We start from the raw sequence: 21,647 nt of genomic DNA on the forward strand, positions 1-21,647 counted from the left end.
GCGCGTTGTTGACGGTGTGTCCCATGCGGTTGGCCTGGGCTTAGGTGTGCCGGGCGCCACACCGACCACGCCTCGCCGATCGCGGCATCGTCCACCGTGTGGAGGTCGCATGGTCATCCCGCAAACACACGTGATGTGGCTACCGGATCTGGCCTTTTCTGGCGGCTCCCAGTCCCGTTTCGGAGCGCCTGGTTGCTCGCTCCAATAGCTCGATGACATGGCTGTACTCTTCTCCAGTCGCCCGAGTCATGCCAAGCTCACACGTTCGGTTGCACGAAGCATGCGCGTCGGCACCAACGGCGCGGACCTCAGCCGCCTCTGCTTGAGTGGCGGATTCCGTGAGCTCCGGATGCAGCATGCCTCGGTCCCCGGCGAAAGCACAGCATCCCCATGACTGGGGCACGATGACGTTGCGTGCGACTGCCATCCCGATCGCACGAAGCTGCGGATCGAGACCCATCTGCGCAGACGAACACGTCGGGTGCAGCACGAGCGAGTCTACGATCGGTACAGCGCTGACTCGCGGCAGGATCTCGCGGACGGTGAAAGCAACGGCATCTTCAACCTGGATCCCTTGCCCCTTCAGGAGGTTTACGAATCCTTCCGTGCAGCTGGAAGCGTCAACGATGACCGGGAGCGCACCGTCACCGGTCGCCATCCGAACCGCAGCCACGGTGCGGCGTTGGTTTATGGCGTAGCCGTCCACAAAGCCCTTCGATGACCAGGGCGTTCCGCAGCACATCGACTCCACGCCCTCCGGGACGGCAAGGGCAATACCCGCCCGCTCGAGCAGGCGCGTGAACGCACTCGACACTCCGAGGCCGTCTCCGGCGGGACCAAACATGCTGTTGACACATGCGGGGACGTATGCGGCCATTGGTTCCGTGTCGGGCGCGCCGACCCGTGGGCGCATGCGGCGGCGCGCAAGTCCCCCACGCGGAAGCTCGGCGGAGTACTCGGGCACCGCATCGGCACCGAGAACGGCTCGACCCACCGAGGTCGCTACACGGATAATCGGCGCGGGCACATGCTTCACAGCGGTGAGAGCGGCGGATCCGATACGCGTCGCTGCGCCCCATTCAGAAGCGGCCGCCTGCCACACTCGTTTAGCGACCGGGCTTGCGTCCTCGCGGCGGAGGCGTTTGACGAGAGTCCCGGTATTGATGAGCACGGGGCACGCTGTCTGGCACATCCCGTCGACGGCGCACGTCTCTACGCCGTCATACTGGTACTGGCGATCCAGCTCGTCAGCGAGCTCGTGATCGCCGCGCTCACGAGCCGCTTTCTCGGCACGCCGCACGACGATGCGCTGACGCGGCGTCAGCGTGAGGTTGCGACTCGGGCATGCCGGCTCGCAGTAGCCGCATTCGACACAGCGGTCTGCTTCTTCTTCTATCGGAAGGGGGAGTTTGATGTGAGTGACATGCGCTCTCATGTCCTCGTCAATGATGACGCCAGGGTTCATGATGCCGACGGGGTCGCACAGACTCTTTAGCTCCCGCATCACGGCGTAGAGTTCGTCTCCGTACTGCCGGCGCACATAGGGTGCCATCGCGCGCCCCGTGCCGTGCTCGGCCTTGAGATTGCCTCCGGCGGCGAGCACGGCTTCAACCATCTCTTCGGTGAACGACAGATACCGGCGCAGCGCCTCGTCGCCCTCGAAACGATCGGTCAGCATGAAGTGGATATTGCCGTCTTTCGCGTGACCGAAGATGACGCTGTCCGCGTAGGAGTATCGCGCAAAGAGGTCCTGCAACGACCTACACGTCGCCGCGAGTGCGGGCACGGGCACGACAACATCCTCGAGGAGGGCGGTTGTGCCCGACGGTCGTGCTCCTGCGACAGAGGCGTACAGTCCCTTACGGAACGCCCAGGCACGGCTGCGACTGGCGGCGTCCTCGCGGAACTGAGCAAGTCCACGGAGCGGCTGTGCGGCCAGAACATGTTCGCCGGCGGCGGCGAGCGCCGCGAGCTCGGCAGCATCGTCGCTACGGTACTCGACAAGAAGCGCCGCGTGCTGCTCGACTCTAAAGCCAATGATGTCGTCCGGCGCACCGGCAAGCCCCTGCCCGACGCGCAAAGAGGCCGCGTCCATCAGCTCAAGCGTCGCCGCGCTGGAAGCGACAAGGTCGGGCAGCGCTGTGGTCGCCGATTCGATCGTCGGGAACACGGCGATGGATGTCGAGACGAGCGAATGCACCTTGACGGTGCGGAATGTCGCTTCGGCAACGAACGCGAGCGTGCCTTCCGATCCAATGATGAGGTGTGCGAGCAGGTCGACCGGACGCTCAAAATCGAGGAAGGCATTGATGCCGTAACCCATCGTGTTCTTCAGGGCGAATTGGCTCCGGATACGGGCGACCGAAGCAGGGTCGGCTAGCACACGCCGACGAAGCCTCTCGAGTCCGTTCACGAGCTCAGGCTCCGCCCGCCGCAGCGCCGCATCTGCGTCCTGCGCTGCAGTGTCGACGGTCGTCCCCGACGGGAGGACGAAGATCATTGATTCAAGCGTTCGATAGGTGTTCTCTTCGATGCCGCACGCCATGCCACTGGAGTTGTTCGCGACGACACCGCCAACCGTGCAGGCCACCTCGCTCGCCGGGTCGGGGCCGAGGCGATAGCCATAGGGTGCGAGTCGCGCGTTTACCTGCCGCACGGTCGCCCCGGGCTGAGCCTGCACCAGACGACCGCCGTCAAGCACCTCAATTGCCCCGAAACGCTGGCGCACGTCGATCAGCACGCCGTCACCGCTGGACTGCCCCGACAGACTTGTGCCCCCTGACCGGAACGTTATCCCCGAGCCGGTGAGAGAGGCTGCCGCCAAAATGCGGGCGATCTCGGCGGAATCAGCCGCAACGATGACGGCGTTGGGCGTCAACAGGTAGTGCGAAGCGTCGCTCGCGTAGGCAGCAAGGTCAATCGCGCGGGTCTTGATGCGGTCGCTCTCAGCGACAGCTGCGGCCAGCGCTGCGGGAAGCGGGGTGGATGCGGTGGTTGCGTGTGCCATGCGGTAGCTAGATTTTCCATTCTGTGCGTGGGTGAGCTGTGAACGTCTCTTAGGCGTACGGACAGCTTGTCTTGCCGATCATCGCTTCCGTTGTGCCGCTCTTCACCGCGTCGGGATTCTGATTGGTGCGCGAGACACTCCGCGCGCAGAGCCTTTTTGAACGCTGGCAACGATGATCTCCTCGTATGTGGCGCAGCAGCCGGTTCGTCGTAGCGGCGGCCTTGGGCGTATTCCACCTCGATCCGCGTTTGACGGCGACCGCCTCCCGCGGCCGGTGAATGCAACCATCATGTAACTTATTTCCGTCGATATTGATAATTGGGTGAATTATTTGGATACTAGCTTGACGTGCTGACCCCCCAAGCGCCATACCTGATGAGGATTCAATGAAGAAGTCACCGCAATATCTGATCGGAATGACAACGACGGCTCTGTTCGCCTTGATCTTGTCAGGTTGTGTGCCGAGCTCTGATCCGAGCCCTGGCGATTCGACACTCGTGGTCGACACAAGCTTCCAACTCGTCACCGCTGATCCTGCCCGCCTCATCGAGCCGACGGCGATCATGATCAGTGAAGCGGTCTACGAGACGCTCCTCACCCTCGATAGTGAGGATGCGACTACCCCCGTGGGGCTCCTTGCCGAATCGTATGAGGTCAGTTCCGATGGGCTGAGCTACACCTTCACTCTTCGTGACGGTGTCACCTTCGCTGACGGGACACCGTTGACGGCCGCCGACGTTCTGTTCTCGTTCGAACGGGTTCAGAACATCCAGGGCAGCCCGTCGTTCCTGGTGGAGGGAATGAGCTTTGCCGCCCCCGATGCCCGAACATTCGTGATCAACCTCACCGCCCCCAACCCTGCTGTGCCCGCCATCGTCACCAGTCCGTCACTCGGCGTGCTCAACTCGGCTGTTGTCCAATCGAACGGCGGCCAGTCAGGGCCCGGCGCAGACCAGTCGGACACCGCCGAGGCAAGCCTCAACGCTGACTCGCAGGGAAGCGGCCCGTACGCCATCACCTCGTTCAGCACGGTTGACACCGTCACGTTGACGCGAAATGACGACTATTGGGGCGAAGAACCCGCATTCAGTCAGATCGTGATCCGCAACGTTGACGCAACCGTGCAGAAGCTGAACATCTCAGCCGGCGAATCCGATCTCGCGCTTGACCTCTCTTCGGACCAAATAGCGGGCGATACGGGCCTCAACGTTGTCACCGGGGCATCGCCAAACTTGATCTTCCTCTTCAGTAACGACAACCCGGCAATTTCGCCCATCAGCTCGTCGCCTGACTTCCAGGAGGCGGTCCGCTACGGTCTCGACTATGAGGCTCTGACGGCTCTTGCCGGGAAAGGAGCGATCCAAGCTGCAGGCGTCGTTCCCTCAATGTTCGCGGGAGCACTCGCCTCAGACCTGGCACCAGAACGAGACGTGGCCCGCGCTAAAGAGGCTTTGGGCCGCATGAGCGCAGATCCGACCGCGACCCTCCACTATGCCAGCGACGTCGTCATCAACGGTGTCTCATTCAACGACATGGCGATCTCGATCCAGTCCAGCCTCGCTGAGGTGGGGATCACGATCAAACTTGACGGTCAGCCCCTGTCAGTGGCTCGGGAGTCATATATCGCCGGGCGGGACGAGATGGGCATGTGGGCGTGGACGCCAGATTTCCCGGACGCCGGCAACTACCAGATCTTCTTCCCTGGCAACCTCATCGCCACGCGAGCAGGTTGGCCAGCCACGGCGTCGCCCCTCATTGCGGATCTGGCCAGCCGCGCCGCGGTTGACACCGACCCCACCACACGCCAGGACCTCTACCAGCGGGCGCAGGAGCCCATGCTCAAGCGCAGTCCCTTCGTCCCCTTGATCCAGCCGTCTCAGGTTCTCGTCGCCAATCCGGATCTTCGCGGCGTGACCGCCAATCCGGTCTGGCTCGTTGATCTGAAGTCACTGCACTTCTGAGAGCGGTAGTTCGCGCATGGCAGAGACGACGAGGGTTTCAACAACCAGCATCTGGAGGTTCACAGCGAAGCGACTTACTCAAGGTACGCTCCTGGCGGTCGGTGTGACCCTCGTCGTCTTCCTGCTCACAAGTGTGGTGCCTTCGAACCCGGCGATTGCGAACCTCGGCGAACGCGCCGCCAGCGACTCCGAAGCCGTCGCTGCATACAACGCTAAACACGGCCTCGATCAACCCCTGCCAGTCCAGTACTTCACCTACGTCGCGGGACTCCTGAGGGGAGATCTTGGCACGTCGCAACGGACCAACCGGCCCGTCATCGAAGATCTCAAGGAGTTCTTCCCCACAACCATCGAGCTGGCGTGCGCATCCGTCATAATCGCACTCATCTTCGGAGTCTCCCTCGGGCTGATTGCCGCCCTACGGAAAGGTGGCTGGGTCGATCGGGCCGTAAGACTTGCCAGCATGGCCGGGATCTCAGTCCCCTCTTTCGGGCTGGCGGTTCTGGTTCTCTACCTGTTCTACTTCGTGCTCAGAATTGCGCCGGGTCCAGGCCAGCTCGATCCGGGGATAACCGCCCCCCCGCGCATTACAGGATTCCTCATCATCGACTCGGTCATCGCCGGAGACTGGGCTGCCTTCGGGTCCACCGCATCGCACTTGGTACTCCCAGCGGTCGTACTCGCCATCCCAACTTTCGGCCTTATCGTCCGTCTGACGCGAACAGCAGTGCTCGAAGTCCTGTCCGAGGACTATGTCCTTGCTGCTCGAGCAAAGGGGCTGCCTACGCGTTACATCGCACTGCGACACGTGCTGCGCAGCGCGGTTCCGTCCATCATCACAGCAGGAAGTCTCGCGTTCGGCAGCCTCTTGTCAGGGGCAGTACTCGTCGAAATCGTGTTCTCATGGCCCGGAGTAGGGCGATATGCCTACACCAGCTCCGTCAGCCTCGATCTACCAGCGATCATGGGAGTCACTCTGCTGATAGCGCTCGTTTACATCACCGTCAACCTCATCGCCGACCTTCTCATCGTGCTCTTCGATCGCAGAGCAGGCGTTTCATGAGCCGGTGGAGGCGCGTGCTAGTTGCGCCACAAGCACAACTCAGTCGCGTAAATCCGAATGTCTTGGTCAGCGTGACCATTCTCGGGGTTGCTCTGACAGCGATGCTCATCCCGAACCTCATCGCCACCTTCGACCCGCTAGCAGCCAGCGGACCGCGCTTGCGACCCCCGTCTTCAGAGTTCTTGATGGGAACGGACCAGCTCGGCAGAGACGTATTCTCCCGACTGGTTTACGCCGCGCGTGCGACCGTTCCGCTCGCGCTCTCAGTTGTCGTTGCATCCATGCTGGTGGGCGGGATCATCGGTGTCGTCGCCGGCTATTTCGGTGGCGTTGTCGATGCCATGCTGATGCGGATAGCCGACATGGTGTTCGCCTTCCCGGCGATCATCCTGGCGATGGCGGTTACCGCGGCGTTAGGAGCAGGAGTAACCAACGCCGTCATCGCGCTCGTGATCGTATCTTGGCCTGCGTACGCCCGGTTGGGACGCTCGCTCGTCATGTCCGCTCGCAACTCGGATTACGTGAAAGCTAGCCGCCTCCTCGGGCGAAGCAATCTCACGATCATCCGCACCGATCTGATACCACTAGTCGCAAGTCAGCTAGTCGTTTTCGCCGCCATCGAAGTGGCAACCGCCATCCTTCTCCTCGCCGGCCTGTCTTTCCTCGGACTTGGAGTGCAGCCACCCACCCCCGAATGGGGCTCGATGGTGGCTGACGGGTTTGCGAACTTCGATTCGTGGTGGATCGCGCTCTTCCCCGGGCTGGCGATCTTCCTCACAGTAGTGGCGTGGAACCTCTTAGGCGACGAGGTACGGGGACACATCGACCGTCGTGATAGCCAGATCGGAATCAATCCATGACAGCCGTGCTTGCGGTGGAGAATCTAGGCCTACGGTTCGGAACGTCGCTTCCGGTCATCAGAGGCGTCTCATTCGCGATCGAGAAAGGCGAAGTGCTCGGCATCGTCGGAGAGAGCGGAAGTGGAAAAACACTGACCGCACGCTGCATTCTCGGCCTGCAACCGCCGTCCGCGACCGTGAGTGGATCGATTCGACTACACGGAACCGAACTCGTCGGATCCTCCGAAAAGTCCCACCGCCTCGCACGAGCGCACGACATCGGCTACGTGGCGCAGGATGCGCGCGCAAGTCTGCATCCGCTGCTGACAGTGCAGACACTCATCACTGAGCATCAACGGATCAATCTGGGAATCGGCATGAAACCGGCCACTCAACGCGCCATCGAGCTGCTCGACCTGATGCGGATCCCGGACCCTGTCGGAGCGCTGCACAAACGTCCCGGGGAGTTCTCCGGCGGGATGCGCCAACGCATCATGATTGCGGTTGCTCTCGCTTGCGACCCGAGCCTGTTGATCGCCGACGAGCCGACCACCGCCCTCGATGCGACGGTGCAGGCAACCGTGATCGGCCTGTTCGACCGCATACGACGTCAACTTGGGATTGGGGTCGCATTGATTTCGCACGATCTCGGGGTTATCAGCGCACTATCCGACAAGGTGATCGTTATGGCTCAAGGGGTGGTCGTCGAGCACGGAAGTCGCCGTCAGGTGCTCAGCACTCCGACGCATCCCTACACTCGAAGCCTTCTTGAAGCGGTGTCTAGGGGCAGGTTATGACTGACGTGCTTGAGGTTCAAGATGTAGTAGTCGAGTATCGGGTCGGAGAACAGCGAGTACGCGCAGTCGACGGGGTCACGATTTCGGTTCGTTCCGGCGAGATCCTCGGTGTGATAGGAGAATCCGGCTGCGGCAAATCGAGCCTGGCGCGTGCGATCGTCGGTCTGAACGATATTGCCGCCGGGCAGATCCTATTCTCGGGGCAGAGTGTGGCGTTTGGCCGCGGACAACGGCCTCGTTCGCTCAGACCGCTACAAATGGTGTTCCAAGATCCGAGCGCTTCGCTCAATTATCGCCGCAGGGTCGGTAGTCAGCTTGCCGATGGGATCAAGGCGAATCGTCCGATGGGCCGAGTCGAGACGTCAGCTGAGGTTCTCCGGCTTCTGGAGGTGGTTGGCCTGCCTTACTCGTTCGCGGATCGCTACCCTCACCAGCTGAGTGGGGGTCAGCGACAAAGGGTAGCTATCGCTCGTACCCTCGCGAGCGCGCCAGACTTCATCGTCGCCGACGAGCCCATCAGCGGACTCGATGCTTCTGCGCAGGCAAGCATCGCCGGTCTATTCCGGCGCCTGGCCGATCAGCACGGGATCGGTATCATCTTCATCTCCCATGACCTCGCCGTGGTGCGGGAGCTCGCAGATCGTATTGCCGTGATGTACCTCGGACAACTCGTTGAGATCGGACAGAGCGAGCAGGTCGGGTTGGCCCCCGAACACCCATATTCACAAGCCCTCTTAGGAGCTGTTCCCCTTCCGGATGGGAGCGGCGAACTACCGACTGAGCTCGCGGGTGAGGTGCCGAACCCTGCGAATCCCCCCGGCGGATGTCGATTCCATCCGCGTTGTCCTGTTGTCGAGAGCTTGTGCGCGACGACTCCGATGAAGCTCACGGCAGCGACCAGCACTGGACATCTGGTGCGTTGCATCCACGTTTCGGAGATATACCCTCGCCGCAGCGCTTGAGACGCGGATCTTCCCTAGAACCTCTCGTTAGGCCCGTCCTCGGGCGACAACGACAGGTTCAGTGCCACAGCATCGCCATGATCAGCACGATTGTTCCCAGCGATTCGAGGATGCCGATCCCCCACATGGTCCCATGGCGCCAGCCAGAACGGCCTCCTGATCTCGGGAGCGCGACGCCGAAGGAAACCACTGCGGCGGCGGCGAAGACGACTTCGGTGATCACCAACAGCAGAACCCCCCAAGTGGTTGCGGACTGACTCGCCGTGGCAACGACCAAGGAGTGGTGTGCCACCTGCGGTCCAAGTGGCAGGTCTGAGTGCTCCATCGTCATCGATCGAAACGCCATAGCGGACATGGCGGCCATCATCGACATCGAATGGATGTGGTTGGACACCATCAGGGTGCGCTCGGACGCATTCGATCCTGTAACAGCGCCGGCGACTCGAGTGGCGAACCAAACCGAGGCGGCGATGAAGAATATGAGTTCCGCAACTGCGAGCAACCCGATCGGGGAGAGGATCACCATCGCACCGCAGGCTACTCCGGCCGCCGACTTCGAGAACTCATCCAGTCTCGTGTCCCTCGACTCAGCTCGAAAGAGCTGCACGCCAGCCGCCAAGGTCGAGAAGCCGAAGGTGGCGAGCAGGACCACAGTTACCGACAGCGGCAGCATTGCTCTTGGCCACAGTTCTGACACGCCCAGCAGGATGCGTTGTCATCCACCAGCTATGACGTGTATTTCGGTGAGCGATTGAAGCGACCCTGCGATCCGGGTCCGCTCGAGCTCGAGGAGCACGTTGGCGCCCTGCATCCAACGCCCCTCGGTCACGGTCACGATTGCCTCCGGGGTCGCGGACGTAATCGAGCGGATGAGGTCCTGCGCAAACGGCTCGCACCGAAGCAGCCCACCGGTCAGAGCTATAGCTTGAGACTGACGCCGCGCTGACAGCACTGTCGTCGTCAACGCTGTCACCGCGTCCCGAACGATCCCAGTTGCCACCTGATCGCCTGTGGTCCACGCTCGTAACACGTCCGGCGCAAACTGTCCCGACCATCGTGCAGGGTTGTCTGCTGCATTCCCGCGCCTGACCATCGTCTGAGGGTCCAGCGACGTACGGACTCTCAGCAGCTTCGTGAGTGAGGTTGCCGGTCCACGTCCCTCGGCGGCCTTCACTACTGCTCTGACTGCTCGCGCACCCAGCCAGCCCCCAGAACCGTCGTCCCCGAAGTAAGGTCCATGTCCATCTCGCAGGACCGGCACGCTGTCCGCCTCCACGTTCAAGGCCGCCGCCCCGGTGCCCGCAATGAGCACAGTCCCCTCATCGCCGGCGAAGGCACCCAGGTGAGCTACGACGACATCGCTGGCGATCACGATGCGATTCACGTTGACGACGCCACGAATGGCCTCTACCAACGACGCTCCTGAGGCAGTCGTGGTGGCCATCCCAGCCAGGCCTAAGCCAAGGTCTATAGGAGCTTCAAGGCGCAATTGTGACAAAGCGTCCGCCACCACCCCGAATAAGATGGGCGAGTTCGCGGGCTGACCCAACGCCACAGGACTTTCGATTTCGACGGTTCGAGACAAAGCACCGTCGGAAAGAACCGCGAGCCGGATCTTGCTCTTTCCGATGTCACCCACGACCGTAGAGATCATGTTGGCGAATGTGGGTTGTGCGGCGCCGAAACTGAACAGTGATCGTGCCCTGCCTCTGTGACATCTTCAACGGGCAGGTCTACCGCGGGATTCGAACGAAAGAACCCGGAAGGCTTGAGCTTGAATCCGGCGTGATGAACGGGCATTACCGGCCAGTCTTCCGGCCGAGGAATATGATGAACGCCAAAGGTGTACCAGACGACGGTGTCAGTGTTCTCGAGAGAGGCATCACCTGCTGTCCACTCCGGGAGCCCTGCGCCGCCCGGGTGCTGGTTGGGATGATCACCAGCCGCGTAGAGCTCACCGACGCGGTAACGGGTGGCCCAAAGGTGGTGCTGGATAAACGCGGCCCTCGCCAATGCGGGCGCATCGGGGCGGTAGTAATGAACGGCATTCTCGCCAGGGATCAGCGCATAACCAGGCACGCCACCGAGAGGGGTCACTTTGTTCGGGTTGACGACCCGCCAATAGCGCGAACTTTGCGCGTTGAGATTACGCTGTGCCCTGAGCTCAGAGTCGAGCGAAGTCACTTCCGCTTTCCAGGCACCGCCGAAGAAGTTAACGTCGTCATCTTCAACCGAGACCGTGTTGATCTCCTGTAGCTGATTTGCGTCACCGTCGATGCTCATGTCGAGACGCACATTGAACCAATGCTGATGGTTCGGGGCGTAAAGACCCTCATTCAGAAGCGTGCCGTACTCGGGCGCCTGACCGACAGCGACAGCGCCCGTTGAGAGGATTCCGGTGAGCTTTGTCTCGAACTCGATGGTCCCATCAAGATAGAAATACCAAAAGAAGCCATAGTCATAGTTACCGACCGTCGCGAAGGTCGAGACGACAAGGCGTCGAGAGCGGCGTGATTCAGGCGCTCGCGTCCGCAGGTTCGTATGACGCCATAGGACGCCGAAGTCTTCCTCGTGGATGCAGATTGCATTCTCCAACAACACTGGCTCGCCGTCGTTGTCGTTATAGCACCCATCTAGGTAAAGCACTTCTCCCAGACAGTCGCACCCCAGACGCAAGCTGTTCAGGGTGCGTCCGAGCCCGGATTCACCCTGGTCGAACAGCTGTTTCCTGAAGTGGGTCACGCTCGGATCTGCGTACGGCACGAACATCTCCGAGACCGAAAGCCGATGGGCGATCGGTCGACGTCGGCCTTCGTCACTGTACCCGACCTCGTATAACACCAGACCTTCACGCGCATTGAACCCGATGCGAAGGTCCCACTTACCCCACTCCAGCTTCCATCCGTCGAGGGTGAATCCGGCGCCAGCCGGTTGTGTGATGTCTAGCGGCGCCAGTTCGGGCCGTGGGCCGTCAGGGGTAAATGCGACGTTGTCGGGGTGGTTCAATGACTCGGCCGTGTAATTCCCCGAGTTCATGGGGATAGGCGCGCCGCCGTGATCCTCCACGCGGAGGATTGTCATGGCGTCGAGGTCAAAATGCACAATCAGACCCTCGACAGGGCGCGCGTACCCATTGTCTTCCGCATACGGGGATCGCATCCATGTCAGAGCAATGCCGCGACGGGATTGCGGACCGTCGTCGGAGTCCTGGTAGCTGAGCGGCATGTGGTCGAGCATGGCAAGTCCGAAGTCCTCGACGCCACGCCGGCGTAAGGCTTGCTGCCACTCGGGGTTGGAACGCGCAAGCCGCTCTGCCTGAAGGGACTCCTCGCGCATGATTGCGGGCTGGGCTCCGGTGTACTCCCGCTGCCTCACGACTTCGTTTGCCACCAGATCGACCACGATATCGACATTGAGCTTACGACCTTTGTCGCGAATGACTACTAGGGCCTCACGTGGCGGACGGGCTCCTCCAGCCTGCCAGGCACGCAGAACCTCTTTGTCGATCTCTTGCAGAAGCACAAAGACCGTCCGCCAAGAAGCGTTGTATTCAGGAAGGTCGCGAACAAGGCGTGAGGCATGCGCGACCTCCTCAAGAGAAAGCGGGTCAAGGGGATGATTGGTCATTCTGGCTCCTTGCGTACCTTTCCGAGAACTGAGTGAATATTGCCGGCCGCGTCAGCGAGCCTCGCATGTGCTTGCAGCGGCTCGACGGCAAGAAAATGCGAAAGAACAGCGGCCTTCACATTCCAATCGCTGTCCTTCAGAAGAAGGAGGGCAGCGGCGGCATCCAAGCCGGTGATCTCCTGGGTGATTCCTTGTGCCCGTTCGATGAGCTTCTTATTGGTAGACCGGACACCGACCATGTACCCGTCGTACGTCCGTCCAAGCTTCATCATTACAACAGTTGACAGAGTGTTCAGAATGACCTTTTGGGCGGTCCCAGCCTTCAGGCGTGTCGAGCCGGCCAGCATCTCGGCTCCGACGGGAGCCTCGACGGCAAGCTGGACCTGTCGTGATAGCGGTGTGTCGGGATTGTTGGTAATCCCCGCCGTGAACGTTCCCCGGGCCGTCGCAACCTTCACTGCCTCGAGAACGAAGGGGGTCGATCCGCTTGCGCTGATCCCGATCACGGTGTCGTTCGCGTGGAGATCAAGCTGCGCAAGTCGCCGTCGAGCGGCTTCCTGGTCGTCTTCCGCCCCTTCGTCAGCCCGGTCGGCCGCTTCGATCCCGCCGGCCAGCACAGCGACCACGGTTCCTTCTGACAATCCGAATGTCGGGATGCACTCCGCTGCGTCTAGCTGAGCGAGCCGTCCCGAAGTGCCAGCACCGACGTAGATGAGTCGACCTCCACGCCCCATTCGAGACGCGACTTCCTCGATCAGCGAGACCATGGCCGGGACGATCGAAAGCAACGCCGAGGCGACGTCGCTCACATCCTCCACCATGATGCGCACGAGTTCCGCGGTGGGACGCAACTCAATGTCTTCCGAGCCAGAGCGGTGATCCTCCGTCAATCGCGAACTCAACTCAGGACCTCTTTCTCGATGGGATGCTGAGCATGCGGAGCGCTCGTCCACGAATGCTCATGTCAACAGCCGCCAGTGATGCGCCCGCTGTTCATGTAATTAATTATCTTACAAGACGAGCATAGCGCAAACCATTTACGTGGCGTAATATTCCTCCATGGCCAATAGCGCGTTAGCAGACGATGCCCTCGTACGTACCCGCGCTGCGCTAGCAACCTTTCACCCCGCGGAACGTAGGGTTGCGGATTACGTTCTCGCCGATCCCACGCTCGTCGTCGGCCTTTCAATTTCAGAACTTGCGCAACGATGTGGAACGAGCGAAGCGACGGTGTCGCGCCTGGTTCGAACACTGGGATTCGATGGGTACAAGCAGTTCCGGCTCGCCGTCACTCGAGCTTCCACTTGGGCAGAAGCAGTCGAAGGCGGCATCGCGCTCTCTTCAGACATAGAGCCAAACGAACCAATTGCAGCGATCGTAGAGAAGATCGCATATTCCGATCGAGTCGCGATCGATGAGACTGCTCGGACGATCGACATGGATCAGCTTGAGCGCGCGACTTCCGCACTAGCCTCGGCTGGACGAATCTCGATCTTCGGCGTCGGCGCTAGCGAGCTGGTTGCGTCAGACCTTGCTCAAAAGCTCCAGAGAGTGAATCTGCAGGCTTGGAGCTACTTAGACCCGGATCGCGCGGCCGGCGCTTCTTCCCTCCTGCGAGAGGGAGACGTGGCGATCACCTTCTCGTCGTCGGGCGAAACGGCATCTTCTGTTGCTGTCCAGCGGGAGGCCGCCAGGTCAGGTGCTACCACAATTGCCGCGATCAGCAATCCACGATCCACTCTCGCAACCGAGGCAGACATCGTGCTGGCTTCGGCAACTCGAGAGACGACATATCGATCGGGCGCTACCTCAAGCCGGATAGCCCAACTATTCGTTGTGGACTGCCTCTTTGTCGCGACCGCTAGTCGAACCCACCGCGTGAGTGCCGCCGCGCTCGCGCACACACGCCGCGCGGTTCAGCAACTTCGTGCCGCGAGTGAGCATTGAACTCGACGATGTTCGCGTGGTTCGTGCTTTCCATTCGCCACGGTTCGCTTTGACGGCTTGAACAGCCAGGAAGGATAAGGACAATTGGAGCAGGTGTGGTCCCCCGCAGTCAGGCCTTTCGAAATCGACGGAGAACCCGTACCCGGGTCCGCTGCTGTGGTGGTCCCCACACCGGCTCGGTGGATTTTTCTGTCTGGGCAATGCTCGTTTCGAGACGGAGTTCTCGTCGGCGAGAACGACATCGAGACTCAAGTGGAGCAAACCCTGGAGAATCTGATATCGCTGCTGAAGGCGGCTGGTGCGTCGACCGCCAACGTTGTGAAGCTCATGGCTTGGGTTACTGATGCGTCTTACGCCAAAGATTATGCACGCATTCGTACTAAGTACTTCACGTCGATCCCGCCTGCGAGCACGACCGTCGTCAGTGCCCTTGTCGATCCAAGAATGCTCATCGAGGTAGAAGCGATCGCCACTACTCCTTGAATCAGGCCGAGTTCACTGAGCACGTCGAGTTCACTGAGCACGGACCCGTTGTATCCAAACCGGCCCTGCCGGCATGTCGCCAAACCCGGACGGGCGACTCCATGTTGGCATTCCGGTCCACTTCAGCCAAAGATGGAATTGAACGGAGCAAAAGAATGGACACCAGCATTGAATTGCCGCCAAGGCTTTCCGAGGGTGACACAGTCGGAATCGTCTCGCCTTCCTCTCCCCCGCGCCCTGGATGCATTGAAGGTATGGTCGACTACTGGACCTCCCGCGGAAACCCGGTCAAGGTCGGTCGTCACGCGCGCGACGTCGAGGGAGGATTCCTGGCCGGAACAGCGCGCGCACGGGCAGATGACTTCAACGAGATGCTCCGAGACCCTGATGTGAGGGTTATCGTTCCGTCGATGGGCGGAAAAGGGTCAACCCAGCTATTGCCATTGATCGATTTCGATGCTCTCCGGGCAGACCCGAAAATCGTTCTTGGTCACAGCGATGGATCCGCGCTATTAGTCGCACTCACGACCCGCTGCAACGTCACCACTTTCCACGGACCAAACGGTATGGACTTCGGGCGGTTGGGGGTGACGGAATTCTCCGAACAGATGATGAATAGCGTGATCACGCGCGCGGAGCCGCTCGGCCAGATCCCTGAGGTTTCCACCCGAGAAGTAGTGAGACGGGGGCCGGCGGTCGAGGGACGAATTCTTGGTGGTCACCTCCGCACCCTGCAGACTCTCATCGGCACTCCCTATGAGCCGGATTGGACCGGCGCGATCCTTTTTGTCGAGGAGATCGATTGTGAGTTTCACGATGTCGACGCCTCGCTCACTCACCTGCGCCTCGCAGGTGTCCTCGACCAGATCTCTGGCCTGGTTGTCGGCACGTGCGTCGACGTTCGAGAGCGCTACTGGACGTCATCGGAAGACCTATCAGACGTCATTGCGCGAGCGTGTGACGGATCCGATTTCCCGATTCTTAGCGGGATCGATCTCGGTCACACGCGCGACAAGGTGACCGTTCCACTCGGCGTGATGGCCCGACTTTCGCCCGATGAAGGATCCTTGGAGATCATCTCGGCAGGCGTTTCCTGAAGGACATCGTCATCGACCCAGTGGTCGATAGGTCTCTGCCCTCCGCGATCGTCGGCCGGCTCAACGTCAACGGCACCACTATCGAAACCGACGCCGAGCTCCTCGAGGAGACAATCTCGACTGCGGAACCATCTTGGGTCTGGAACGTCCCGTTCAAGGCCGCTGATGCATCCGGAACATCACCTCGTTGCGTTCATCACCGTGCGCGGGGGCCGGTATGCCGACGGCCACGACCCCTAGCGCAATTACGCCAACGAGCCACTTCTTTGTCGTCATGGGCCGAGGCCATGCCTGCCCTTTATTCAGACCACCACAACATTCGAGAAGTGAATGAACGAGAAGACCTCAGGGACATGCGAATCTCGTGTCCCGTAGGCAGTCCAAACTCAACCGCCAGAGTCGTCGACCCCAAAGTGCCATATGAGGCAAGCCTAAGGGACAGCAGGGCGAGATAAAAAAAATTATTGCGTATCGTTGGTTTGAGGTATATTCATTCCATAACCATTGTTGGGCCCCGCCCGCCGTACTCGAGGAGACCTCATGCGTTCACAATCGATTGCCCTGTCGGCACTGATCGCGGTCTCGTGCCTCGCGCTGACAGCATGCACCCCAACGGCCACGGACAAGCCGGCCGGAGGCGGAAGCTCGCCCTCGATCACAACGAGGGGGCCAAACGGAGAGGAGGCCACTCCGTCGTCCGATATCACACTGTCGGACAGCGAGAAGGAGCGGCTCCGCGCGGGCAGTTACACTGCCGCACTTCTGTGGCCAGCATCGGGAGATTTCATCGATGCCGTCAATCGGGGAGCGACGGACGAGTTTGGCGATCTCGGCGTCAAAGTCGTCGCGACGACGGACGCACAGTTCGATCCGGCCAAGCAGCAGAACGACATCGCCACGGCCACAGCACTACGCCCCTCTGCTGTTCTTTCGCTTCCCGTCGATCCGAGTTCAGGAGCCGTGGCATACCAACCGCTCCTGGACGCAGGATCCAAGATCGTTTTCATGTCCAACGTGCCGGTCGGGTGGACTCAAGGTGACAAATACGTATCAGTTGCAACCGACGACCTCGCGGCGATGGGGTCGCTAGCCGCGGATGCTCTCGCGGAGGCGATCGGGGGAAGCGGAAAGATCGGCTACATCTACCACGACGCCGAGTTCTATGTCACAAATCAGCGTGACCAGGCGTTCAAGTCGACAATTGAAAGCAAGTATCCCTCCATTGAACTTGTCGCTGAGGCTGGCTTGACAGACCCGTCGTCCGCGGAAGAGACGGCGAACGCAATGCTTCTACGTAATCCTGACCTCGATGGCATTTACGTCACGTGGTCACAGCCAGCAGAGGGAGTTCTCAGCGCTTTGCGATCTGCGGGTAACACGAAAACGAAGCTGGTCACCCTTGATCTGAGTGAACCGATCGCTCTCGATCTGGTAAGTGGCGGGAACGTTGCCGGGATCGTCGCAGACGAGGCCTATACCTTGGGTCGGACATTGGCAAAACTTGCCGCATACGGGCTCCTGCAGAAGGAAGCACCACCATTTGTCATAGTGCCGGCTGTCCCTATCTCGGCCAACAACCTGCAAGAGGCGTGGATGAAGTCGTTGAACGTTGAGGCTCCCGCCGCGCTCCGCGAATAGCCGTTGATTAAGGCTAAGGAGCACAACACAGTGACTGTCGATGAGCGGGCGAGCGCTGTGACGCGAACGAAAAAGTCGAACGGACGAAGTCCGTTGCTCATGAAGGATCGAGAGTTCCTCGTCGCACCCCTGGCATTGGCCTTGGTCTTCATCGTGTTTGCGGTGTGGCTTGGACCGGCGGGGTTCCTCACGCTCTACAACATCGAGAACATCGTTATTCAGGCTGCGCCGCTTGTGGTCATGGGCGTTGGAGTGGTTTTTGTACTCTCCGCCGGAGAACTCGATCTCTCCTTCACATTCGTTGTGGGACTTTCGGCAGTAGTAGCCGCGCTCGTTCTGCAGGCAACCGGTTTCCCGGCCTTGGCGGTGGGCAGCGCGCTTGCCGCCGGAGTCATCGTCGGGGCAATCAACGGCGCTCTCGTGACGCTGGCAAGGCTGCCCTCGTTTGTCGTGACACTAGCGACAGCTGGGGTGATCGCCGGCATCTCAATGACGCTATCCGACCAACGATCGGTCGTAGTCAATTCCGAAGGCTTCATACACGCATTAGGCGGCGGAGAGGTCCTTGGAGTTCCCAGCATCATTCTGTGGGCGGCCGGCGTTACAGCCATTGCGCAATACTTTCTCCGATCTCGTAGATTCGGCGCTCACGTCCTGGTTGTAGGGGACAACAGGCTCGCCGCCGAGGTGAGCGGAATCCGCGTAACACGCGTGCGAATCACAGTGTTCGTCGTCGCCGCCACTACTGCAGCGTTCACAGGATTGCTCCTGGCCAGCAGATTGCAGGTCGGACGCTACGACTTCGCAGCCCTAGACCTGATGACCGTCATCACGGCGGTCATCATCGGTGGAACCCGATTGTTCGGAGGCCGCGGATCGGTGATCGGTACCGTCTTCGGAGCGCTGCTGATGTCCACGCTGAACAATGGACTAATTCTGGCCGGACTGGCCGTCTCGCAGCAGATGATTTTTCGAGGAATCTTGATCTTGGCAGCCGTTGCCTTGACCCTGAGGGAGCGGAAACGTTGACAATGGGCGTGACTCCTCTTATTGTGCGCAATCTGAGGAAGGAGTTCGGAGGTGTTGTCGCAGTTGACGACGCGTCCTTCGAGGTCAGGAAGGGAGAAGTCGTCGCACTTGTCGGTGACAACGGCGCAGGAAAGTCGACTCTCGTCAAGCTGATCTCGGGGGTCTACTCCCCCAGCGGAGGCGAGATCCTTATCAATGGCGACCCGGCTCGGAGCAGGTCACATGCGCGCGACCGCGGGATCGAGGTCGTCTACCAGGATCTAGCGCTCGCCGACTGGCAGCCGGTATACATGAATCTTTTCCTCGGCAGAGAACGAGTCCGACGCTTCACCGGGCAGCTAGATCGCAAGCTGATGGCGGCCGAGGCGCAGCGGCTAATCGATGAACTCGATGTGCGGATTCCCGGCGTAAGGACGGCTATCCGGCACCTATCCGGAGGCCAGAGACAGGCCGTCGCGATCGCCCGTGCAACTCACTGGGCGAAAGGTCTGGTACTTCTCGACGAACCCACCGCTGCTCTGGGCGTCGCGGAAACGGCACGTGTCGAGGACTTGATTGTCTCACTCAAGCGTAAAGGCCTTGCGGTCTTGGTGGTCAGTCACAATCTTGACCAGGTGTACCGCATAGCGGACCGAGTCATCGTGATGCGACGCGGCAAGCACGTCGCTACCAGCGACCTTATATCGATGGGCCAGAACGAGCTCGTCGCACACATCACCGGTGTCGCCGTGTCGGCCGCTCGGCCCGGAACGTCTGATGAACAAGACATCCGCAATAACCACCTGTGAACGCCCGATTCTTCCGTGATTTATTGCGCCAGACACTCAGACCGAGGAGATGGCATACACGGGCATCGCCGAGTTGGTTTGGTACGGGCCGACGACTGCAACATACAAGTCGGTCGCTGGAATCGGGAGCCGCCGGCCGCTTTCAGCGCTGGTCGTCGATGCGCTCGCCGCTCGTTGTGAGCCCCCATACTCAAGCGACGGCCCCAATTTGGAGACTCCCCTCCGCGGGCGCCCTCGGCTCGGGCTACGTCGCGCCTGTGCTGGCGCGCAAGTGTCGTACAAATATTGTTCGTGTTAGCGTTTATACATGATAAAAACTTTTCATGCGCATGATGATCGCAGTCTGGTATGGCTCGTCTCGGGTGCCAGCAGAGGGGTCGGCCGAGCGGTGACCGAACTGGCGCGCGATCGAGGCCACATCGTTGTCGGAGGCGCCCGTGGTGCAACCAACAGCGACAGCTCCGTCTATCTAGACCTGACCGACGCCCAGTCATGTCGGAATGCCGTGGAGCGCGTTGTTGCGATCCATGGTCGGATTGATGTGCTCGCCAATGTGGCTGGTGTTGGCGCCGTCTCATCGCTGGAGGAGATGGACCTCGAGCTCGCTCACCGTGTAATGGAGACCAACTTCTGGGGACCCGTGCACCTCATTCGATCCGCGCTTCCTTTCCTTCGACAGCAGCAATCCGGACACATCGTCAACGTCAGCTCTCTCTCTGGGCGTACGGGTGCCGCTGGTGTCAGCATTTACGCGGCAAGCAAATTTGCCTTGGAAGGAATGTCGGAAGCCCTCGCATCCGAATTGACCGACCTTGGCATCAAAGTCACTGTGATCGAGCCCGGCGGAATTCGAACCGCGTGGGTGGACCAGGCTCTGGCGACGAGCGGTGGTAGCGGCTCCGAGTATGTCGCCGTACGGAGAACCGAGCAAATACTGGCTCGGTCGAGTGGCACTCAGGTCAGCTCGACGTTTGATGTCGCGAGCGCGATCGTGAGGGCGGTGGATAACCCGGGCACTCCTTTCCGTGTTGTAGTAGGCGCCGATGCGCGTGATCGAATCAGCATGTACCTCGAGAACGAGCTCCAGGCTGTTCAGGGGCAATCTGTGGACCTGACGTGATCCCCGTGTCACACGCACCTCCACGGGAACAATTGGACCGAAGCTGATTTGCTGCCCGCGACCCTCACGAGGGTGGAGAGATTGCCGCAGACCTAATCCGGGCTGCCCTTGACGCCGATCGCACCGGCGCGCTCGGTGTCCCGACAAAACCGCGACGTCGAGTGCCTATTCGACGTGATTTCTCACCAAATATTCGTTCCGTGGATGGACGAGCCCACAGACGAACTCACCTCCCTGTCTCTCGACTTGGCAACTACCCGCGGAACCTACAAGAACGATCCCGTATCCAGCCTCGATCACCGACGCATCAAGGAGGTCGCTCAGCGCGTCGCGGCACCACAACGCGAGGTGGGTTCGGCAGCGAGTGTTGTTAGATAAGGACAACTGGCCGTGGCTGCTGTTGCCAGTGCAGCAGAGTCAATCGACGAAGTCACGTAGGCACCCCAGGCGCACGGCCGCTACGAGCCCACTACAACACGGCGGCTATGGATCGGAACTGCGGTGCAGAGGGCCGCGCGCAGTCCGTGAGCGTCGCTATGCGGAGGCTCTCAGGGGCTCGAGGGCGGCGAGGACAAGGTCGAGGCCGAAGATGAACTCCTCCGCCGGGTCGTAGCCGGCAGCGACGAGCGCCGCTGCGGACTCGTTGAGGTAGGGGAACTCGTCAGGAGGAAGCTGGGGCAGGAAGACGGCCTCGGCCATGTCCGCGAGCTCATCGGCAGTGTCGAACGGCAGGCTGGCTTCCTGCAGGGCGAAACCGTAGACATAGCTGTCAAGCAACCAGTTGGCGTGCGTCGCCATCAAGACCGGGAAGCCAGCCCTCCGCAGGCAGGCGGTGACCGCTTCGCGGTGGCGGAGGTTCGCGGGCCCCGGCGATGTCCGCGACTCCATCAGGCCGATCGCCCACGGGTGGCGCGCGAGAACCTGTCGGGCGGATACCGCCCGCCGTCGCATCGCCGACTGCCAGTTGGTCCCTTCAGGCGGGAGCTCGACCTCCTCGAACACGATGTCGATCATGGCGTCCAGCAGCTCCTCCTTGCTCGCCACGTAGTGGTAGAGCGACATCGCGCCCGCGCCGAGCGCGCCAGCCAGCCGGCGCATGCTCAGCCCGTCGACCCCCTCGCGGTCGGCGAGCCGGACCGCCTCGACCACCACCCGCTGCTTGCTCAGCCCCGCGTCTGACGCGACCTGGCGTTGTTCCCTCGCAGACACGGCTCTCCTCGCTCGCTCGAACGGCTTGACAATCGTACAACGTACGATCATAGTACAGTGTACGACGTACGACGTACGAA

Annotated in this window: 18 protein-coding genes; 12 read left to right on the plus strand and 6 right to left on the minus strand. The window is 60.9% G+C overall.

What is annotated here, in order from left to right:
* Positions 1-139: 139 nt before the first annotated feature.
* Entirely contained in the window at positions 140-3,007 is a 2,868-nt protein-coding gene (locus tag ACFQB0_RS09060; protein WP_386730419.1) for an FAD-binding and (Fe-S)-binding domain-containing protein, read from the minus strand.
* A gap of 386 nt (positions 3,008-3,393) precedes the next feature.
* Between ACFQB0_RS09060 and ACFQB0_RS09065 the strand changes: the two genes are divergently transcribed.
* The 5 genes from ACFQB0_RS09065 (at position 3,394) to ACFQB0_RS09085 (ending at position 8,629) form a co-directional block, all read left to right on the plus strand.
* Entirely contained in the window at positions 3,394-4,968 is a 1,575-nt protein-coding gene (locus ACFQB0_RS09065; protein ID WP_386730421.1) for an ABC transporter substrate-binding protein, read from the plus strand.
* A gap of 16 nt (positions 4,969-4,984) precedes the next feature.
* Complete coding sequence (locus ACFQB0_RS09070) at positions 4,985-6,031, plus strand: ABC transporter permease (RefSeq protein ID WP_386730422.1); 1,047 nt, start codon at positions 4,985-4,987, stop codon at positions 6,029-6,031.
* 71 nt (positions 6,032-6,102) lie between these two features.
* The gene (locus tag ACFQB0_RS09075) at positions 6,103-6,891 is read left to right on the plus strand and encodes an ABC transporter permease (RefSeq protein ID WP_386730424.1); all 789 of its coding nucleotides are present in this window, start codon (positions 6,103-6,105) and stop codon (positions 6,889-6,891) included.
* The gene (locus ACFQB0_RS09080; RefSeq protein ID WP_386730426.1) at positions 6,888-7,667 is read left to right on the plus strand and encodes an ABC transporter ATP-binding protein; all 780 of its coding nucleotides are present in this window, start codon (positions 6,888-6,890) and stop codon (positions 7,665-7,667) included. Before ACFQB0_RS09075 ends, ACFQB0_RS09080 begins: the two co-directional genes overlap by 4 nt.
* Positions 7,664-8,629, plus strand: coding sequence for an ABC transporter ATP-binding protein (locus ACFQB0_RS09085; protein ID WP_386730428.1), 966 nt, complete (start codon positions 7,664-7,666; stop codon positions 8,627-8,629). The genes ACFQB0_RS09080 and ACFQB0_RS09085 overlap by 4 nt, the downstream gene beginning before the upstream one ends.
* A gap of 58 nt (positions 8,630-8,687) precedes the next feature.
* On the opposite strand, the gene ACFQB0_RS09090 is transcribed toward ACFQB0_RS09085, so the two are convergent.
* From ACFQB0_RS09090 to ACFQB0_RS09105, 4 genes are all read right to left on the minus strand, one after another.
* The gene (locus ACFQB0_RS09090) at positions 8,688-9,155 is read right to left on the minus strand and encodes a hypothetical protein (protein ID WP_386730430.1); all 468 of its coding nucleotides are present in this window, start codon (positions 9,153-9,155) and stop codon (positions 8,688-8,690) included.
* 189 nt (positions 9,156-9,344) lie between these two features.
* Positions 9,345-10,283, minus strand: coding sequence for an N-acetylglucosamine kinase (locus ACFQB0_RS09095; RefSeq protein ID WP_386730433.1), 939 nt, complete (start codon positions 10,281-10,283; stop codon positions 9,345-9,347).
* Positions 10,280-12,256, minus strand: a complete 1,977-nt coding sequence (locus ACFQB0_RS09100; RefSeq protein WP_386730434.1) for a primary-amine oxidase — start codon at positions 12,254-12,256, stop codon at positions 10,280-10,282. Before ACFQB0_RS09100 ends, ACFQB0_RS09095 begins: the two co-directional genes overlap by 4 nt.
* A complete protein-coding gene (locus ACFQB0_RS09105; RefSeq protein WP_386730435.1) occupies positions 12,253-13,209 on the minus strand; it encodes an N-acetylmuramic acid 6-phosphate etherase in 957 nt (318 codons plus the stop codon). Before ACFQB0_RS09105 ends, ACFQB0_RS09100 begins: the two co-directional genes overlap by 4 nt.
* 106 nt (positions 13,210-13,315) lie before the next feature.
* Here ACFQB0_RS09105 and ACFQB0_RS09110 point away from each other — a divergent pair, with 106 nt between their 5' ends.
* The 7 genes from ACFQB0_RS09110 (at position 13,316) to ACFQB0_RS09140 (ending at position 20,358) form a co-directional block, all read left to right on the plus strand.
* Positions 13,316-14,203 carry a MurR/RpiR family transcriptional regulator gene (locus ACFQB0_RS09110; protein ID WP_386730437.1) on the plus strand — a complete coding sequence of 296 codons (888 nt, stop codon included), beginning with the start codon at positions 13,316-13,318 and terminating at the stop codon, positions 14,201-14,203.
* Between the two features lie 159 nt (positions 14,204-14,362).
* Positions 14,363-14,686 carry a RidA family protein gene (locus ACFQB0_RS09115; RefSeq protein ID WP_386730440.1) on the plus strand — a complete coding sequence of 108 codons (324 nt, stop codon included), beginning with the start codon at positions 14,363-14,365 and terminating at the stop codon, positions 14,684-14,686.
* 155 nt (positions 14,687-14,841) lie between these two features.
* Positions 14,842-15,783 (plus strand): S66 peptidase family protein, encoded by a 942-nt coding sequence (locus ACFQB0_RS09120; protein WP_386730442.1) that lies wholly within the window; start codon positions 14,842-14,844, stop codon positions 15,781-15,783.
* 540 nt (positions 15,784-16,323) lie between these two features.
* A complete protein-coding gene (locus ACFQB0_RS09125) occupies positions 16,324-17,421 on the plus strand; it encodes a substrate-binding domain-containing protein (protein WP_386730445.1) in 1,098 nt (365 codons plus the stop codon).
* A gap of 30 nt (positions 17,422-17,451) precedes the next feature.
* Positions 17,452-18,450, plus strand: coding sequence for an ABC transporter permease (locus ACFQB0_RS09130; protein WP_386730448.1), 999 nt, complete (start codon positions 17,452-17,454; stop codon positions 18,448-18,450).
* A 2-nt stretch (positions 18,451-18,452) separates the two neighbouring features.
* Entirely contained in the window at positions 18,453-19,238 is a 786-nt protein-coding gene (locus ACFQB0_RS09135) for an ATP-binding cassette domain-containing protein (RefSeq protein ID WP_386730450.1), read from the plus strand.
* Positions 19,239-19,545: 307 nt separating this feature from the next.
* A complete protein-coding gene (locus tag ACFQB0_RS09140) occupies positions 19,546-20,358 on the plus strand; it encodes an SDR family oxidoreductase (protein ID WP_386730452.1) in 813 nt (270 codons plus the stop codon).
* A gap of 534 nt (positions 20,359-20,892) precedes the next feature.
* On the opposite strand, the gene ACFQB0_RS09145 is transcribed toward ACFQB0_RS09140, so the two are convergent.
* A complete protein-coding gene (locus tag ACFQB0_RS09145) occupies positions 20,893-21,567 on the minus strand; it encodes a TetR/AcrR family transcriptional regulator (protein ID WP_386730455.1) in 675 nt (224 codons plus the stop codon).
* Between the last annotated feature and the right edge of the window lie 80 nt (positions 21,568-21,647).

Origin of the sequence: Luethyella okanaganae, assembly GCF_042660285.1 — a bacterium.
GTDB lineage: Bacteria > Actinomycetota > Actinomycetes > Actinomycetales > Microbacteriaceae > Luethyella > Luethyella okanaganae.

What these genes read in the sequence shown, in the direction of transcription:
- ACFQB0_RS09095 (WP_386730433.1), bottom strand. Translation starts at nt 10,283, where the DNA reads ATGATCTCTACGGTCGTGGGTGACATCGGAAAGAGCAAGATCCGGCTC.
- ACFQB0_RS09125 (WP_386730445.1), top strand. Translation starts at nt 16,324, where the DNA reads ATGCGTTCACAATCGATTGCCCTGTCGGCACTGATCGCGGTCTCGTGC.
- ACFQB0_RS09060 (WP_386730419.1), bottom strand. Translation starts at nt 3,007, where the DNA reads ATGGCACACGCAACCACCGCATCCACCCCGCTTCCCGCAGCGCTGGCC.
- ACFQB0_RS09085 (WP_386730428.1), top strand. Translation starts at nt 7,664, where the DNA reads ATGACTGACGTGCTTGAGGTTCAAGATGTAGTAGTCGAGTATCGGGTC.
- ACFQB0_RS09090 (WP_386730430.1), bottom strand. Translation starts at nt 9,155, where the DNA reads ATGGTGATCCTCTCCCCGATCGGGTTGCTCGCAGTTGCGGAACTCATA.
- ACFQB0_RS09065 (WP_386730421.1), top strand. Translation starts at nt 3,394, where the DNA reads ATGAAGAAGTCACCGCAATATCTGATCGGAATGACAACGACGGCTCTG.
- ACFQB0_RS09140 (WP_386730452.1), top strand. Translation starts at nt 19,546, where the DNA reads ATGATAAAAACTTTTCATGCGCATGATGATCGCAGTCTGGTATGGCTC.
- ACFQB0_RS09100 (WP_386730434.1), bottom strand. Translation starts at nt 12,256, where the DNA reads ATGACCAATCATCCCCTTGACCCGCTTTCTCTTGAGGAGGTCGCGCAT.
- ACFQB0_RS09120 (WP_386730442.1), top strand. Translation starts at nt 14,842, where the DNA reads ATGGACACCAGCATTGAATTGCCGCCAAGGCTTTCCGAGGGTGACACA.
- ACFQB0_RS09080 (WP_386730426.1), top strand. Translation starts at nt 6,888, where the DNA reads ATGACAGCCGTGCTTGCGGTGGAGAATCTAGGCCTACGGTTCGGAACG.
- ACFQB0_RS09070 (WP_386730422.1), top strand. Translation starts at nt 4,985, where the DNA reads ATGGCAGAGACGACGAGGGTTTCAACAACCAGCATCTGGAGGTTCACA.
- ACFQB0_RS09110 (WP_386730437.1), top strand. Translation starts at nt 13,316, where the DNA reads ATGGCCAATAGCGCGTTAGCAGACGATGCCCTCGTACGTACCCGCGCT.
- ACFQB0_RS09135 (WP_386730450.1), top strand. Translation starts at nt 18,453, where the DNA reads ATGGGCGTGACTCCTCTTATTGTGCGCAATCTGAGGAAGGAGTTCGGA.